The 14,704-nt window shown below is 67.4% G+C and carries 17 protein-coding genes; 14 read left to right on the plus strand and 3 right to left on the minus strand.

The features are described 5' to 3' along the window. Positions 1-3 precede the first annotated feature (3 nt). The 3 genes from ACGFJ2_RS10520 to ACGFJ2_RS10530 are packed head-to-tail and all read right to left on the minus strand — an operon-like array spanning position 4 to position 2,572. Positions 4-780, minus strand: a complete 777-nt coding sequence (locus tag ACGFJ2_RS10520; RefSeq protein ID WP_357942928.1) for an ABC transporter permease — start codon at positions 778-780, stop codon at positions 4-6. Beyond that, positions 777-1,586 (minus strand): ABC transporter permease, encoded by an 810-nt coding sequence (locus ACGFJ2_RS10525; protein ID WP_393466827.1) that lies wholly within the window; start codon positions 1,584-1,586, stop codon positions 777-779. The genes ACGFJ2_RS10520 and ACGFJ2_RS10525 overlap by 4 nt, the downstream gene beginning before the upstream one ends. After that, positions 1,583-2,572, minus strand: coding sequence for an ABC transporter substrate-binding protein (locus ACGFJ2_RS10530; protein WP_358191450.1), 990 nt, complete (start codon positions 2,570-2,572; stop codon positions 1,583-1,585). The genes ACGFJ2_RS10525 and ACGFJ2_RS10530 overlap by 4 nt, the downstream gene beginning before the upstream one ends. Before the next feature lie 559 nt (positions 2,573-3,131). On the opposite strand from ACGFJ2_RS10530, the gene ACGFJ2_RS10535 reads away from it, so the two are divergent. The 14 genes from ACGFJ2_RS10535 (at position 3,132) to ACGFJ2_RS10600 (ending at position 14,516) form a co-directional block, all read left to right on the plus strand. Further along, positions 3,132-5,858: a nitrate- and nitrite sensing domain-containing protein gene (locus ACGFJ2_RS10535; protein WP_393466831.1), complete on the plus strand. Its 2,727-nt coding sequence runs from the start codon at positions 3,132-3,134 to the stop codon at positions 5,856-5,858. Then, positions 5,855-6,277 (plus strand): roadblock/LC7 domain-containing protein, encoded by a 423-nt coding sequence (locus ACGFJ2_RS10540; RefSeq protein ID WP_214641568.1) that lies wholly within the window; start codon positions 5,855-5,857, stop codon positions 6,275-6,277. The genes ACGFJ2_RS10535 and ACGFJ2_RS10540 overlap by 4 nt, the downstream gene beginning before the upstream one ends. Positions 6,278-6,342: 65 nt before the next feature. Beyond that, on the plus strand, positions 6,343-6,690 hold the full coding sequence (locus ACGFJ2_RS10545) for a DUF742 domain-containing protein (RefSeq protein WP_214641717.1): 348 nt from the start codon (positions 6,343-6,345) through the stop codon (positions 6,688-6,690). Then, complete coding sequence (locus tag ACGFJ2_RS10550) at positions 6,671-7,261, plus strand: ATP/GTP-binding protein (protein ID WP_214641567.1); 591 nt, start codon at positions 6,671-6,673, stop codon at positions 7,259-7,261. Before ACGFJ2_RS10545 ends, ACGFJ2_RS10550 begins: the two co-directional genes overlap by 20 nt. A gap of 149 nt (positions 7,262-7,410) precedes the next feature. Then, positions 7,411-8,961 (plus strand): signal recognition particle protein, encoded by a 1,551-nt coding sequence (ffh, locus tag ACGFJ2_RS10555; protein ID WP_357942936.1) that lies wholly within the window; start codon positions 7,411-7,413, stop codon positions 8,959-8,961. 220 nt (positions 8,962-9,181) lie between these two features. Beyond that, entirely contained in the window at positions 9,182-9,652 is a 471-nt protein-coding gene (gene rpsP, locus ACGFJ2_RS10560; protein WP_225290503.1) for a 30S ribosomal protein S16, read from the plus strand. Between the two features lies 1 nt (position 9,653). After that, positions 9,654-9,899, plus strand: coding sequence for an RNA-binding protein (locus ACGFJ2_RS10565; RefSeq protein ID WP_020546537.1), 246 nt, complete (start codon positions 9,654-9,656; stop codon positions 9,897-9,899). A gap of 70 nt (positions 9,900-9,969) precedes the next feature. Beyond that, positions 9,970-10,470, plus strand: coding sequence for a ribosome maturation factor RimM (rimM, locus tag ACGFJ2_RS10570; protein ID WP_358191489.1), 501 nt, complete (start codon positions 9,970-9,972; stop codon positions 10,468-10,470). Beyond that, positions 10,470-11,330, plus strand: coding sequence for a tRNA (guanosine(37)-N1)-methyltransferase TrmD (gene trmD, locus ACGFJ2_RS10575; RefSeq protein ID WP_393466837.1), 861 nt, complete (start codon positions 10,470-10,472; stop codon positions 11,328-11,330). The genes rimM and trmD overlap by 1 nt, the downstream gene beginning before the upstream one ends. Before the next feature lie 137 nt (positions 11,331-11,467). Next, on the plus strand, positions 11,468-11,830 hold the full coding sequence (gene rplS, locus ACGFJ2_RS10580; protein WP_214641562.1) for a 50S ribosomal protein L19: 363 nt from the start codon (positions 11,468-11,470) through the stop codon (positions 11,828-11,830). A gap of 141 nt (positions 11,831-11,971) precedes the next feature. Next, positions 11,972-12,832 carry a signal peptidase I gene (lepB, locus tag ACGFJ2_RS10585; protein WP_357942943.1) on the plus strand — a complete coding sequence of 287 codons (861 nt, stop codon included), beginning with the start codon at positions 11,972-11,974 and terminating at the stop codon, positions 12,830-12,832. Then, a complete protein-coding gene (lepB, locus tag ACGFJ2_RS10590; protein ID WP_357942945.1) occupies positions 12,832-13,431 on the plus strand; it encodes a signal peptidase I in 600 nt (199 codons plus the stop codon). Before lepB (ACGFJ2_RS10585) ends, lepB (ACGFJ2_RS10590) begins: the two co-directional genes overlap by 1 nt. Positions 13,432-13,484: 53 nt before the next feature. Further along, complete coding sequence (locus tag ACGFJ2_RS10595; protein ID WP_357942947.1) at positions 13,485-14,153, plus strand: ribonuclease HII; 669 nt, start codon at positions 13,485-13,487, stop codon at positions 14,151-14,153. A gap of 39 nt (positions 14,154-14,192) precedes the next feature. Then, positions 14,193-14,516, plus strand: a complete 324-nt coding sequence (locus tag ACGFJ2_RS10600) for a DUF2469 domain-containing protein (protein WP_026215037.1) — start codon at positions 14,193-14,195, stop codon at positions 14,514-14,516. Positions 14,517-14,704: the final 188 nt, after the last annotated feature.

Genomic DNA, 14,704 nt, shown 5'->3' on the forward strand with positions numbered 1-14,704 from the left:
CTCCTACGCGGTACGGCGAGCGCCACGGTGCCACGTGAGCATCCGGCGCTCGACCATGAGGAACAGGGTGTTGAGTACGTAACCGAGCACTCCGAGCACGACCACTCCTCCCCAGAGGGCCGGCATGTCGGAGCGGTCGCTCGCGCTGGCCAGCAGGTAGCCGATGCCGTCGGTAGCGCCTTTGAGCTCGGAGACGATCATGAGGATCAGCGCCAGCGAGACGCTCAGCCGCAGACCAGCGAAGATCTTCGGTGAGGCGGCGGGCAGGATGATCCGGACCAGGCGCAGGCTCGCCGGGACGCCGAAGACGGTAGCGGTCTCAATCTGGAGACGATCCACGTTACGCGCGCCATCGATGGAATTCAGCAGGATCGGCCAGATGACGCCGAAGACGATCGTCGCCACCTGGACCTGCGTGCCCATGGTGAAGAGCACCAGGAACACGGGGAACATCACAGGTGGCGGCACGGCCCGGGCGAACTCCACCAGCGGGTCGATGTAGTCGGACAGCCAGGCGGTCCTGCCGATCGCGACACCGAGTGCTATCCCGAGGGCCACGGCCACGCTCCACGAGCCGACCAGCCTGATGATGCTGGGGACGAAGTTGTCCACCGCCTCGTCGGTGAGGATGAGGGGCCCGGAGAACCACATCTCGTACATGCGCGCCACGATGACCGTGGGGCGGGGCATGAAGGGGTCGTCCACCGCCCTGGTGATCAGCTCCCACGCGACGAGGGCCACCGGCACCAGCCAGAGCCGTTTGACCAGGGTTTTGATCATGCGTTCCGCCACTTGAACAGCCGCCGCTCGGCACGCAGCAGCAGGGTGTTGACGATCAGTCCGATGGCGCCCGACCAGACCAGCACGGCTATCACGTCGACCATCGCCGAATCGTCCAGGGCGGTGCTCGCCTGGATGAGGAAGGCGCCGATCCCGCCGGCGCCGCCGACGACGTACTCCACGCTGATGGCCAGGATGAGCGTGATCGAGGCGGCCAGCCGGATGCCGGTGAAGATGAACGGCGCGGCGCTCGGCAGCGACACCCGCCAGACGACGGCCGCGGAGCCGAAGCTGAACGAGCGCAGCGTCTCCGCGGCCAGCGGGTCGACGTCACGCACGCCGTAGAGCGTGTTGATCAGGATCGGCCAGGAGGCGGCGTAGACGATGAGCGCGACCTTGGCGTTGATGTCGGGCTGGAACAGGAACAGCGCCAGCGGGATCAGCGCCACCGAGGGGATGGGACGCAGGAACTCGACGATCGCGCGGGTCATCTCCTCCACGACGGGAACGGTCCCAAGCAGCAGCCCTACGGGGACGGCCACCAGGATGGCCAGCGGCAGGCCGATGACGGCGGCGAGCATCGTGGAGCTCAGATCGGCGAGATATTCGGGATCGAACGCCAGGCCGATCACTCTGGCCAGGCAGGTAGAGGCCGGGGGCAGCCATTCGACCAGGCCGGTCCTGCTGGCGAGCTCCCAGACAAGCAGAAAAACCGCCACGCCGATGGCGTGGCGGATGAGCTTTCCGACCCTGGCGCGGGCGAGCGTGGAACGCCCGCCCCGCGTCAGTGTTGTGGCAGCGGTCATCCCTGCGACGTAACGATCATCGAGGAGACGTCGATCTTGTTCTTGATGAAGCCGTACTCGGCCATCAGGTCAGCCACCCGCTGAATGCGCTGGGCGTTCAGTGAGGTCGGGTAGTTGCCCAGGTTGATCGTGGCAGCGGTCGCGGCCGGGATCTGGGTGAAGGTCGGCAGGATCTTCGTCACGGCGCTGCGGTCGGTGGCTGCGACGTTCTGCGCCTTCGCCATCGCCCGCTGGAAGGCGGCCATCGTCTTGGGGTTCTTGCCGATCCACTTCTCCGTGGCCGCCCAGCCCGTGATCGGCAGGCTGTCCGTGGGGCCGGACATCGTGTCGAGCAGCATCGTCGCGCCGTCTTGGTTCTTGGCCTGGCTGACGTACGGGTCGGTCATCCAGACGGCGTCCACGGCACCGCTCTTCAGCGACTTGAGCCAGTCGGTGCTCGGCACGACGACGTACTTGACGTCCTTGGTGGGGTCGAGGCCGGCGATCTTGAGGTGGGGGTTCATGGTGAGAACACCCAGGCCGACGAGCGCGTTGACGCCGATCTTCTTGCCCTTGAGGTCACCGACGCTCTTGATGGGCGAGTTCTTCGACACCATCACGCCGAAGGCCCCCGCGGCTCCCTGGTAGGAGTCCGCGATGTACTTGAACTTCTCCAGCCCCTGGGACTGGATGGACAAGATGGTGGCGTAGCTGCCCAGCACCACGTCCATGCTGCCGTTGGCGAGCTTGGGCAGTACGGCCTGCGGAGCCTGGATGGCCTCCGTCTTGACATTGAGGCCCTGCTCCTTGAAGAAGCCGCGCTCGATCGCGATGAACAGCGGGGCTGCGTCCGCCCCGGGGTACTCGCCGATCAGGAGGTCTGTCTTCTCAAGACCGTTGGCATTCGAGGCGCCTCCGGTCTTGCTATCTGAGCTGGAACACCCCGTAATGACAAGGGTGGCCACAAGTCCAATCAGGGCGGTGCGCCCTAGTGCACCGAACCTCATGTCGCGTCTCCTTCGAACGGGGGGTGATCGACGACGGTCGCACCCTAGCGCAGCTAACTCTTGCGCATGGTCCCCCGATTCTGGAAATTACCAATATATATACGGAAATGATGATCACAATGTAGGTTTGGGATGATTGTCCGAATCAAGGAGGTGGCAGCCCGGCATCCACCAGGAGGATGTGGCATTTGTCCGGGTTTGGCATGTTCTGCGAAGAGATGGGTTGACTGCGACCTTTGCGGTATTGGCCGATCTCCTGTTGTTGTGCTCAAATAAGCTCTCGCCCCATGGGTGCGTCGGCGTCACACGGCAAACACAATGCATGACGTGATCCTCTTGCACCAGACCATCAGAGGAGAGGTTGCGGAGGCCAGTGAGGAACGCATTCCCCCCAGCAGGTGGGGATCCCGGCTTAACTGCTGAAGCGCCCGCTCCTGCGGCACTTCACGCCAAGTCAAAGCCCAAAGCACGGGCCGGGCGTGCGAAGAAGACGGGCGGCCTCGCGCTGCGCAACTGGCGCGTGCGCTCGAAGCTGCTCGTTCTGGTTGTCATTCCCACCTTGGCGGCCCTGGTCCTCGGCGGCTTCCGCGTAGCCACCTCGATCAGCAGTGCCACCGAGTACGAGAGGGTCAACGAGGTCGCCGTCCTGGCGAGCCAGCTGACCGCGCTCGCCCACGAGGTCGAGCTCGAACGCGACCTCACCGCCAGCTTTGTCGCCCTCGGCCGCAGGAGCAGCGGCAAGGCGGATGTCGACGCCCAATACACCACGGTCAACAAGCTTCGCGACAGCGTGCGCGGCCCGGTCAACACGCTCGCGGCCTCGGACAGCCCCCAGCGCGCGCAGGCCATCCGCATCAAGAACCGTCTGGACGAGCTCGACCAGTCACGCAAGACCGCGGTGGACTCGCAACTGAACGTCGGCTCCGTCATCGAGCTGTACGACCGGAGCATCTCCGACTTCATCGGGCTCAACGACAACATCGACCTGGGTGCCGCTGACAAGGAGCTCGCCGACAGCGTCTCCGGCTTCGCCGCTCTGTCCAGAGCCAAGCAGTTCGTCTCCAGGCAACGCGCGCTCCTGGTGTCCGCGCTGGCCGCCAGGCGATTCAGCAAGGACGAGCTCGACGCCTTCATCGCCGCTCGCGCGCAGCGCAACAGCGAGCTGGCGACGTTCAGGGCCCAGGTGCCGCTGAACATCCGCCAGGCGTACGACGACGTCGTCAGCGGCTCGGCCGTCGACAAGGCCGAGCTGATCCAGGCCCGCGCCCTGTTCCTGCAGGACTCGGGGGCGCAGCTGGTCGACCCGGAGGTCGGCCTCGCGCGCGACGGCGAGGAATGGCTCAAGGCCATCGGCAAGACCATCGACGGCATGCGCAAGGTCGAACAGCAGGTCTCCGACTCGATCCTGCTGCGCAGCCGCACCCTGCAGGGCCAGGAGCAGCAGGGCGCGATGATCATCGCGATCGCCATCGCCATCCTGTTGATCCTGGTGCTGGTGATCACCTCGTTCATGGCGCGTTCGCTCAGCGGCCCGCTGCGCCGGCTGCGCAGGGAGGCGCTGTTCATCGCCAGCCGCCGCCTGCCGGAGACGGTCCAGCAGCTGCGTGAGTCCGAGGCGAGCGGCCCCGTAGAGGTCGAGCCGATCGGCGTCATGTCCGAAGACGAGATCGGTGAAGTCGCGCGGGCGTTCGACGAGGTACACCGGGAAGCCGTCCGGCTGGCCGGTGAGGAGTCCCGACTCCGAAGCAACGTCAACGCGATGTTCGTCAACCTGTCCCGCAGAAGCCAGACGCTGGTCGAGCGGCAGATCACCCTCATCGACGGGCTGGAGCAGGGCGAGCAGGACGAGAGCCGGTTGGCGAACCTGTTCAAGCTGGACCACCTGGCCACCCGTATGCGCCGTAACAGCGAGAACCTGCTGGTCCTCGCCGGTCAGGACCCGCCGCGCCGCTGGAGCCAGCCGGTCAAGCTGGTCGACGTGGCCCGCGCCTCGCTGTCGGAGGTCGAGAACTACGAGCGGGTCGTCCTGCAGGTGCCCGACGGCGTTGCCGTCGCCGGTCAGGCCGTCAACGACGTCATCCACCTGCTGGCCGAGCTGGTGGAGAACGCGCTGTCGTTCTCGCCCCGCGAGACCCGCGTCACGGTCTCCGGCAGCCGGATCGACGGCGGCGGCGTGATGCTGTCGATCACCGACTCCGGCATCGGCATGACCCAGGACGAACTGGCCCAGGCCAACGACCGCCTCACCGACGCGCCCATCGTGGACGTCTCGGTGTCGCGCCGCATGGGCCTGTTCGTGGTCGCCAGGCTGGCGCACCGGCACGGCGTCCGCGTACAGCTGCGCCCGCACGGCTCCGGCGGTCTCACCGCCATGGTCCTGGTGCCCGAGAGCCTGCTCGGCAGCCAGTCCCCGGCCTACGCCGGGACGCAGGGCGGCATGCCCGTGCGCGAGGAGACCTACGCGGCTCCCGCTCCCACGGCCGCGCCCCCCGCGCCTCCGCAGTGGCAGGGCGGCGGCTACCAGATGGGCCCGGGACACCCGTCCTACCCGTCCAACCCGGAGCCCGCCGGTGCGGGCGCGGGCGCCTGGCCGTCCATGCCTCAGTGGCCGTCCGACGTCAACGGCTGGCCCTCCGACCCGCGCGCCAGCAGCGGCGGTTACGACACCGCCGACGTCTGGGTGCCGTCGCGAGGCCCGGGTGGTGGCGGCGGTGGCGGCTGGGGCAGCGACAACGGCCTGCCCAAGCGGCCCACCAACGACCAGCCGCCGTTCCAGCCGCCACCGGACTGGAGCTTCGGCAACCGGCCGGTGGAGCAGAGCCTGCCGCCCAGGCCGAGGTACGACTTCCCGGAGACGGAGTCGGCGGCGACCGGCCCCATCCCGGTGGTCAACCCGCCCTCGTCGGGTGACGAGTACCTGCCGATCTTCGCCTCAGTGGAGTCGGCCTGGTTCGAGCACGGTGGTGAAAGCGGCGCGAACTGGGGTTCCTCCAAGGCGGATGCCGGTTGGAACGCTGCGGCGGCCGCGGTCGAGCCGGTACGTGACGGCTCGACGGCCGCAGGGCTGCCCAAGCGGGTTCCCAAGGCCAACCTCGTGCCGGGTTCCGCCGACACCGCCTCGGCGCCGAAGGGCGTCGCCCCGATGCCCTCCGTCTCGCCCGATCGTGTCCGCAGTCGGCTGTCCAGCTTCCAGCAGGGTTTCCGCGCGGCACGTGACGACATCAGCGAGGGCAGGGCGCACCCCACCGGCTCGAGGCCCGTTGATAGCAGGGAGGAGGGCGTATGAACGACCTGAGCCACGCGGCACGCGGAGTCGACTGGTTGATAACCGACTTCGTCAGTACCGTTCCAGGTGTCGCCCACGCGGTCGTTGTCTCGTCCGACGGTCTGCCGCTGGCGGCATCGTCGGGCTTCCCCGTGGACCGGGCTGATCAACTGGCCGCGATCGCGTCCGGCCTGGTGAGCCTGACGCAGGGAGCGGCCAGGGTCTTCGAGGGCGGCGCGGTCAATCAGACCATCGTCGAGATGCAACGCGGGCTGATGCTGATCATGTCGATCAGCGACGGCTCCTGCCTGGCCGTGCTGGCGGCGCCCGACTGCGACATGGGCCTGGTCGCGTACCAAATGACGCTTATGGTCGATCGTGCCGGTCAGGTACTTACTCCGGCGGTGCGCGCCGAGCTGCGCGCTAGCCAGACCAGGTGATGTAGGTGACGGACCCAAGGTGGAACAGCGGTGGCTGGGATCCCCATCCGCAACCCCAGCCGCAGCTGAGCTCAGATCCCGCGTCGCCGGTCCGTCCTTACGCCGTGACGGGAGGACGGACCGCGCCGCGGGTCAAGCTGGCGATGGAGGCCCTGGTCTCGTCCGCGACGGCCGAGCACCGGGAGTTCTCCCACATCACGCCGGAGTATCAGGCGATCAGCCAGCTCTGCCGGCAGGTCCGGTCGGTGGCCGAGGTATCGGCCCTGTTGCGGATCCCGCTCGGCGTGGTGCGCGTGCTGATCGCCGACATGGCGGCCGAAGGTCTGGTACGCGTACACCAGCCAGCGCTGGAGTCCGGACGGCCAGACGTAAACCTGCTCGAAAGGGTGCTCAGTGGACTTCGCAGGCTCTAGCCCCGGCCTCACCTCGACGAAGATCGTGGTGGCCGGAGGGTTCGGGGTGGGCAAGACGACGTTCGTCGGCGCGGTGTCGGAGATCATGCCGCTGACGACCGAGGCCGTCATGACGGACGCTTCGGCGGGCATCGACGACCTCGGTATGACGCCGCTGAAGTCCACCACGACCGTGGCCATGGACTTCGGCCGGGTCTCGCTCGACCGTGACCTGATCCTCTACCTGTTCGGCACGCCCGGACAGCACCGGTTCTGGTTCATGTGGGATGACCTGGTGCGTGGTGCGATCGGCGCGGTGGTGCTGGTGGACACGCGGCGGCTGGCCGACAGCTTCCCCGCGATCGACTACTTCGAAGAGGCGCAACTGCCGTTCGTCGTGGGCGTGAACGGGTGGGATGGGTCATACCCGCACAGTGACGCGGAGGTGCGCGACGCTCTCACACTGGCGCCGCACATCCCGCTGGTGCGGCTGGACGCCCGGTCGAAGGACTCGGTCAAGAGCGCGCTCATCAACCTGGTCGAACACGCGCTTACTGTCCGGATGGCGGTGCCGGGCTGGAGCGGTAGCTGACCTCGCCTGCCGCCTGGCAGGCCGCCGTCCGGGATGTCGCCGTCTGGGGCATGCTGACAGACCGGATGGCCGAGCCAGGCTGGAAGGGCTGCCGGAGCGGATAGGCTGAACCATTAGACCAACATTCGCTTCGAGGACTGGCCTACCACGTGTTCGAGACGCTTTCCGACCGGCTGACATCGGTCTTCTCCTCCCTCCGCTCCAAGGGTCGGCTGTCTGAGGCCGACATCGACGCCACCACCCGCGAGATCCGCATCGCGCTGCTCGAGGCCGATGTCGCGCTGCCGGTGGTCAAGGCGTTCGTCGCCCAGGTCAAGGAGCGCGCCCGCGGCATCGAGGTCTCCCAGGCGCTCAACCCGGCGCAGCAGGTCGTCAAGATCGTCAACGACGAGCTGATCGAGATCCTCGGCGGTGAGACGCGCCGGCTCCGTTACGCCAAGACCCCACCGACCGTCATCATGCTCGCGGGCCTGCAGGGCGCCGGTAAGACCACGCTGGCGGGCAAGCTCGCCAAGTGGCTGCGCGAGCAGGGCCACGCGCCCATGCTCGTCGCCGCGGACCTCCAGCGCCCCAACGCCGTGCAGCAGCTCCAGGTCGTGGGCGAGCGCGCGCAGGTGGCCGTCTACGCGCCCGAGCCCGGCAGCGGCGTCGGCGACCCGATCCGGGTCGCCCGCGCGTCGATCGACGAGGCCAAGCGCGCGCAGCACGACGTCGTCATCATCGACACCGCCGGCCGTCTGGGCATCGACCAGGAGATGATGCGGCAGGCCGCCGACATCCGCGACGCGGTCTCGCCCGACGAGGTCCTGTTCGTGGTCGACGCCATGATCGGCCAGGACGCCGTGACGACGGCCCAGGCGTTCATGGAGGGCGTCGGCTTCGACGGGGTGGTGCTCACCAAGCTCGACGGCGACGCCCGTGGCGGTGCCGCGCTGTCGGTCAGGCACATCACCGGCCGGCCGATCATGTTCGCGTCGACCGGTGAGAAGCTCGAGGACTTCGACGCCTTCCACCCCGACCGGATGGCCTCCCGCATCCTCGACATGGGTGACATCCTCACCCTGATCGAGCAGGCCCAGAAGACCTTCGACGAGGAGCAGGCCGCCAAGATGGCGGGCAAGCTCACCTCGGGCGAGAACTTCACGCTCGAAGACTTCCTCGAGCAGATGATGATGGTCCAGAAGATGGGCCCGATCAAGAACCTGCTCGGCATGATGCCCGGCATGGGGCAGATGCGCGACCAGCTCAACTCCATCGACGACCGCGATCTCGACCGCATCGCGGCCATCATCCGCTCGATGACGCCGGGCGAGCGTCAGGACCCGAAGATCATCAACGGCTCCCGCCGTGCCCGCATCGCCGCCGGCTCCGGTGTGACGGTGAGCGCCGTCAACAACCTGGTGACGCGGTTCTTCGACGCCCAGAAGATGATGAAGAAGATGGCGGGGGGCATGGGCATCCCCGGCATGCCGGGCGGCCGGGGCAAGGTGGCCAAGGCTCAGAAGAAGGCCAAGAAGGGGCGGCGCGTGAGCGGCGACCCGCGCAAGGCCGCTCTGGGCAAGGGCGACTCGGCTCCCGCCGAGCCGCAGCAGCCGGCCAAGGGTGGTCTGCTGGGCAACCTGGGCGGGAAGCTGCCTCCGGGCATGGAGCTGCCGCCGGGCTTCGACCCCAGCAAGTTCAATCTCCCGGGCCAGAAGTAGCAACTTTTCTGGATATTCCGGGTTTAAGAGTGCGGCGACCCGCGTCTGCGGGTCGTGCGCAGTCCTGTGCGTCTGGCACAATGACATGTTGGAACACCGTGGCCAGGTGGGTGCCCTCTCACCTCCCGCCGGTCATGCCTGTCCCTGGAGCGGACTCCCATCGTGCCCCACTCGATGTGATGCCGTTCACCCACGCTCGAATGCAGGAGAGACCACACCAGTGGCAGTCAAGATCAAGCTCAAGCGGCTCGGCATGATCCGTAGCCCTCAGTACCGCATCGTCGTCGCCGACAGCCGCACCAAGCGTGACGGCCGGGCGATCGAAGAGATCGGCCTGTACCACCCGAAGGAAGACCCTTCGCGCATCGAGGTCAACGCCGAGCGCGCGGCCTACTGGCTCGGTGTCGGCGCGCAGCCGACCGAGCCGGTGCTCAAGCTGCTCAAGCTGACCGGTGACTGGCAGAAGTTCAAGGGCGAGGCCGCCCCTGCGCCGATGAAGGTCGCCGAGGCGGCGCCCGACCGTCACGCCCTCTACGAGGCCGCGGCCAAGGAGACGCTGTCCGGTGGCGACACCGGCACGTCCGCCACCACGCCGAAGAAGGCTCGCAAGAAGGACGAGACGGCCGAGGCCGCCCCCGTCGAGGCCGCTGCCGCCGCTCCCGCCGAGACCAAGACCGAGGGCGAGGCCTGACGTGCTCGAGGAGGCTCTCGAGCACCTCGTTAAGGGCATCGTCGAACATCCCGACGATGTCCGGGTCCGCGCACGCCGCATTCGCAGCGGGCGCGTCCTGGAGGTCCGGGTGCACCCCGAGGACCTGGGCAAGGTCATCGGTCGCGGTGGGCGCACCGCCAAGGCGCTGCGCACTGTCGTGAATGCCCTGGCCGACGGGAAGTACGTCCGGGTCGATCTGCTCGACCTGGACGAAGCCGTCCGTTAGCGTCAGGTTCCTGCGCCCTCATCGGTTTCTTGCCGATGGGGGCGCTTGCTTTAGAAAAGGTGGGTTCAGGGTGCAGTTGGTCGTCGGCCGGATAGGCCGCCCGCACGGAGTACGCGGTGACGTGACCGTGGAGGTGCGTACCGACGATCCCGAGCTCCGCTTCGCCGTCGGCGCGGCCGTCGCCACCGATCCCGCCGACAGGGGGCCGCTGGTCATCGAGAGCCGCCGCTGGCACAAGGGCGCGCTGCTGATCACTTTCGCCGGGGTGACCCAACGCGACACGGCCGAGGAACTCCGCGGCACGATGCTGGTCATCGACTCCGACGAGGTGACGCCCTCCGACGACCCCGACGAGTTCCACGATCACCAGCTCATCGGGCTCACGGTCGTCACCGTCTCCGGGGAGGCCGTCGGCGAGGTCACCGACGTGCTCCATCACGGTCAGGACCTCCTGGTCGTACGGCGGAGCGGCCAGGACGACGCGCTCATCCCGTTCGTCAGGGCGCTGGTGCCCGAGGTCGATCTCGAAGGCGGCCGGCTCGTCGTCGACCCGCCCGAAGGGCTGCTGTGATGCGGCTCGACATCGTCTCGATCTTCCCCGAATACTTCGCGCCGCTCGACGTCTCCCTCATCGGCAAGGCCCGCGAGCGCGGCACCCTCGACGTCCGGGTGCACCAGCTCCGCGACTGGGCGCACGACGTGCACAAGACCGTGGACGACACCCCCTACGGCGGCGGACCCGGCATGGTCATGAAGCCCGAGGTGTGGGGCGAGGCCATCGACGCGGTGATCGCCGGCGGCTCGCCGACCACGGTCACTGAGGGCGGCCCGTCGACCACGGTCACCGGGGGCGGTTCACCGGCTGCGGTCGCTGGGGGCGGCTTGCCGCGTCTGATCGTGCCCACGCCGAGCGGGCGGCCGTTCACCCAGGAGCTCGCCCAGGAGCTCGCCGACGAGCCCTGGCTGCTGTTCGCGTGCGGGCGCTACGAGGGCATCGACTCGCGTGTCATGGCCGAGTACGGCACGCGCCTGCGCGTCGACGAGATCAGCATCGGCGACTACGTGCTGGCCGGCGGCGAGGTCGCGACGCTGGTGATGGTGGAGGCCATCGGCAGGCTGCTGCCCGGCGTGCTCGGCAACGCCCACTCGGCCGTCGACGACTCCTTCGCGCCGGGGGCCATGCGCAACCTCGTCGAAGGCCCCGTCTTCACCAAGCCGCCGGTCTGGCGGGGGCACGAGGTGCCGCCCGTACTCCTGTCCGGGCATCACGGGAAGGTCGCGCGGTGGCGGCGTGACGAGGCGCTGCGCCGTACCGTCGCCAACCGGCCCGAGCTGGCGGCGGCGCTCGACCCCGAGACGCTCGACAAGCACGACCGGCGGCTGCTGGAGGAGCTCTCGTTTCGCTTCCAGCCGGAAGATATGGCAAACTGAAGCGCTACCGACCATCATGTGGTTGGTCTGCCATGCCCGGGGGACAGTCCCGGGTTCATCGAATCAGCAGGCGCGTCCGCCGCGAGCTCAGGCCGGGTGGACCTCCGCGTGCTCGCGAGGACTTGAGGACAGCTCTCATGCACACGAAGATTCAGGAGCTCGAGAAGGCGACCCTGCGCGGCGACGTGCCGGATTTCCGCCCCGGTGACACGCTCGAGGTTCACGTCCGCGTCGTCGAAGGAAACCGCTCCCGCGTCCAGGTCTTCAAGGGCTTCGTGCTGCGCAGGCAGGGCAGCGGCGCCCGCGAGACCTTCACGGTCCGCAAGGTCAGCTACAGCGTCGGCGTCGAGCGGACCTTCCCCGTGCACAGCCCGATCATCGAGAAGATCGTGCTCGTGACCCGCGGTGACGTGCGTCGCGCCAAGCTTTACTACATGCGCGATCTGCGCGGCAAGGCCGCCCGGATCCGCGAGAAGCGCGAGGCCGTGCCCGCCAAGTGACACAGACCTTTCCGAATGGCCCGCGTCTTGCGCGGGCCATTCGGCTTTGCAGGGGCATTTCCTTTATGTGGAGCGACTCGGGCGCGGGTGTAACGTCGGTCGAGACTTGTCGAGCCGACGCATCATCTAGGCTCGTCAGCGATGACTAGCGAGAGCCAGGAGCACGGCGCGTCGCGCCGCCCTGTCAAGGACGAGGTGGACGTGGTCGCCGAAGAAACAGAGAAGCCAGCAAAGGGCGGCAAGAAGGACAAAAAGGGATCGTTCTGGAAAGAACTTCCCGTCCTGGTCGTCGTGGCGCTGGTGTTGGCCCTGATCATCAAGACGTTCGTGATCCAGGCCTTCTACATCCCGTCGGAGTCGATGGAGAACACTCTCCTGAAGAACGACCGGGTCCTGGTGAACAAGATGGTCTACCACACGCGTGACATCGAGCGCGGCGACGTGGTGGTGTTCTCGGGCGTCGACTCCTGGGACGGCGAGTTCGAGATGGAGGAGCCGTCCAACCCGGTCGCGGCGTTCTTCCGCTGGGTCGGCACCGCGTTCGGCGTGGTGCCCGGCGAGAAGGACTACATCAAACGGGTCATCGGCGTCGGCGGCGACCACGTCAAGTGCTGCGACCCCAAGGGGCGCATCACGGTCAACGGCGTGGCGATCGACGAGGGTGGCTATCTCTATCCGGGCAATGTGCCCTCCGACAAGTTCTTCGACATCAAGGTGCCTGAGGGGCGGCTGTGGGTGATGGGCGACCACCGCTCGGTGTCGCTCGACTCGCGCTCGCACCAGGGTGACCCGGGCGGCGGCTCGATTCCCGTGGGCCAGGTGGTCGGGCGGGCGTTCGTCATCGTCTGGCCGTTCAACAGGGCGACCACGCTGCCCATCCCCGACACGTTCGCGCAGCCGGCGTTGCAGGCGCTGGGCGGCTCCGTGCCGCTGGTCGCCGGGTTCGCGGGAGCACTACCCTTGGTGCTGATCCGTCGGCGCAGGCGAAGCAGGAGGCCCTGATGTCCTTCACCAAGAAGGCGGCGGCGGGGGATGACAAGAAGAAGAAGGGCGGCTTCCGCGAGACGATCCTGCTGCTGGTCCTCGGCGTCGGCATCGCGCTGCTGTTGCAGGCGTACGTCATCGGATCGTTCTACATCCCGTCGGAGTCGATGGAGAACACCCTGCTGATCAACGACCGGGTGTTCGTCAACAAGCTCTCGGGCAAGCCCGAACGCGGCGACATCATCGTGTTCAAGGGCTGGAACGGCGAGGACACCATCAAGCGGGTCATCGGCATCGGCGGCGACAAGGTGGCCTGCTGCGACGCCAAGAAGCGGGTGACGGTCAACGGCACCCCGCTGGATGAGGAGTCCTACCTCTATCCGGGCGACTTCCCATCGGATCCGGGCGAACCATTCAAGTACACCGTGCCGCCCGGCAAATTGTGGCTGATGGGCGACCACCGCAGCGCCTCCGCCGACTCGCGCAGCCACGTCGAGGAGCCCGGGGGCGGGTTCATCTCGGAGGACGCGGTGGTCGGCAAGGCCGTCATGCGCTACTGGCCGCTGTCGCGAGGCAGCATCTTCATGCACCCTGACACCTTCGCCAAGGTCAAATAGCGGCGGCTCCCGGTCGCGGTTTGCGGCGATTGGGGCGTACGCTGCCTCTTGTCATGACAGTTGCGTTCCGCCCTCGGCCCAGCGTTGTCCGGCGTGATTCCGGACTCTATGCCTACGAGCGGGCATTGGCCCGCCGTGGCTTGACCCCGATCGCCGGGGTCGACGAAGCAGGCCGGGGGGCCTGTGCCGGTCCGCTGGTGGTCGCCGCGACCATCCTGCGCAGGCCGATCGAGGGTCTCAACGACTCGAAACTGCTGGTGCCGGCCGTACGAGAACGGCTCTATGACCTGATCATGGACTCGGCGCACGTCGGGATCGTCGTCATTCCGCCGGCGGAGATCGACGCGCGAGGGCTGCATAAGAGCAACGTGGCCGGAATGCGCCGGGCCGTCGCGCGGTTGACCTGTGACCCGGGGTACATCCTCACGGACGGCTTCCCCGTCCCGGGCCTGCCGGCGCCTTCGCTGGCGGTGTGGAAGGGGGACCAGGTGGCCGCTTGCGTGGCGGCGGCCTCGATCGTGGCCAAGGTGACCAGGGACCGCATGATGATCGAACTGGACGCCGAGTTCCCGGGCTACGGCTTCGCCGAGCACAAGGGGTACGTCACTCCCGGACATCGGCTGGCGCTGGAGACGAACGGGCCGTGCTCCCACCACCGTTACTCCTTCGTCACGGTGGCCAGGGAGATGGGGGAAAATGAAATGGGGGCCGGGGTTGCCTGACCAGGCGAACCGGAAGACCGGTACGACAGGAGGACCGCGATGAGCGCAGAGGATCTCGAAAAGTACGAAACCGAGATGGAGCTGCAGCTTTACCGCGAATACCGCGATGTCGTCGGGCTGTTTACGTATGTCGTGGAGACGGAACGGCGCTTCTACCTGACCAACTCGGTAGACCTCGACGTCCGGACCGCGGAGAACGGGGACGTGTTCTTCGATGTGAAGATGCAGGATGCTTGGGTTTGGGATATGTACCGGCCGGCGCGGTTTGTGAAGAATGTACGGGTGGTCACGTTCAAGGACGTCAACGTCGAAGAACTGGCCAAGGCCGACCTGGAGATGCCGAAGGAGGGGTTCTCGGGGTAGGCGCTTTTTGGGGGTGTTCGTTCGGGGTGGCTCGGTTTGTTGGAGCGGGTTGCTGTGGGCGGCTGTCCGGTGGGAGGACAGTGCCTTGGGGGGCCGGAACACCCGTGGCCGGGGCCCTGCCAGCCCTGAGGCCCGTCCAGGCCCGCCCTGAAGGGTTCACCGTCCAGGGCCGTCTCGAAGGGTCACCG

The sequence above is a fragment of the Nonomuraea sp. NPDC049028 genome (assembly GCF_043197735.1).
Lineage (GTDB): Bacteria > Actinomycetota > Actinomycetes > Streptosporangiales > Streptosporangiaceae > Nonomuraea.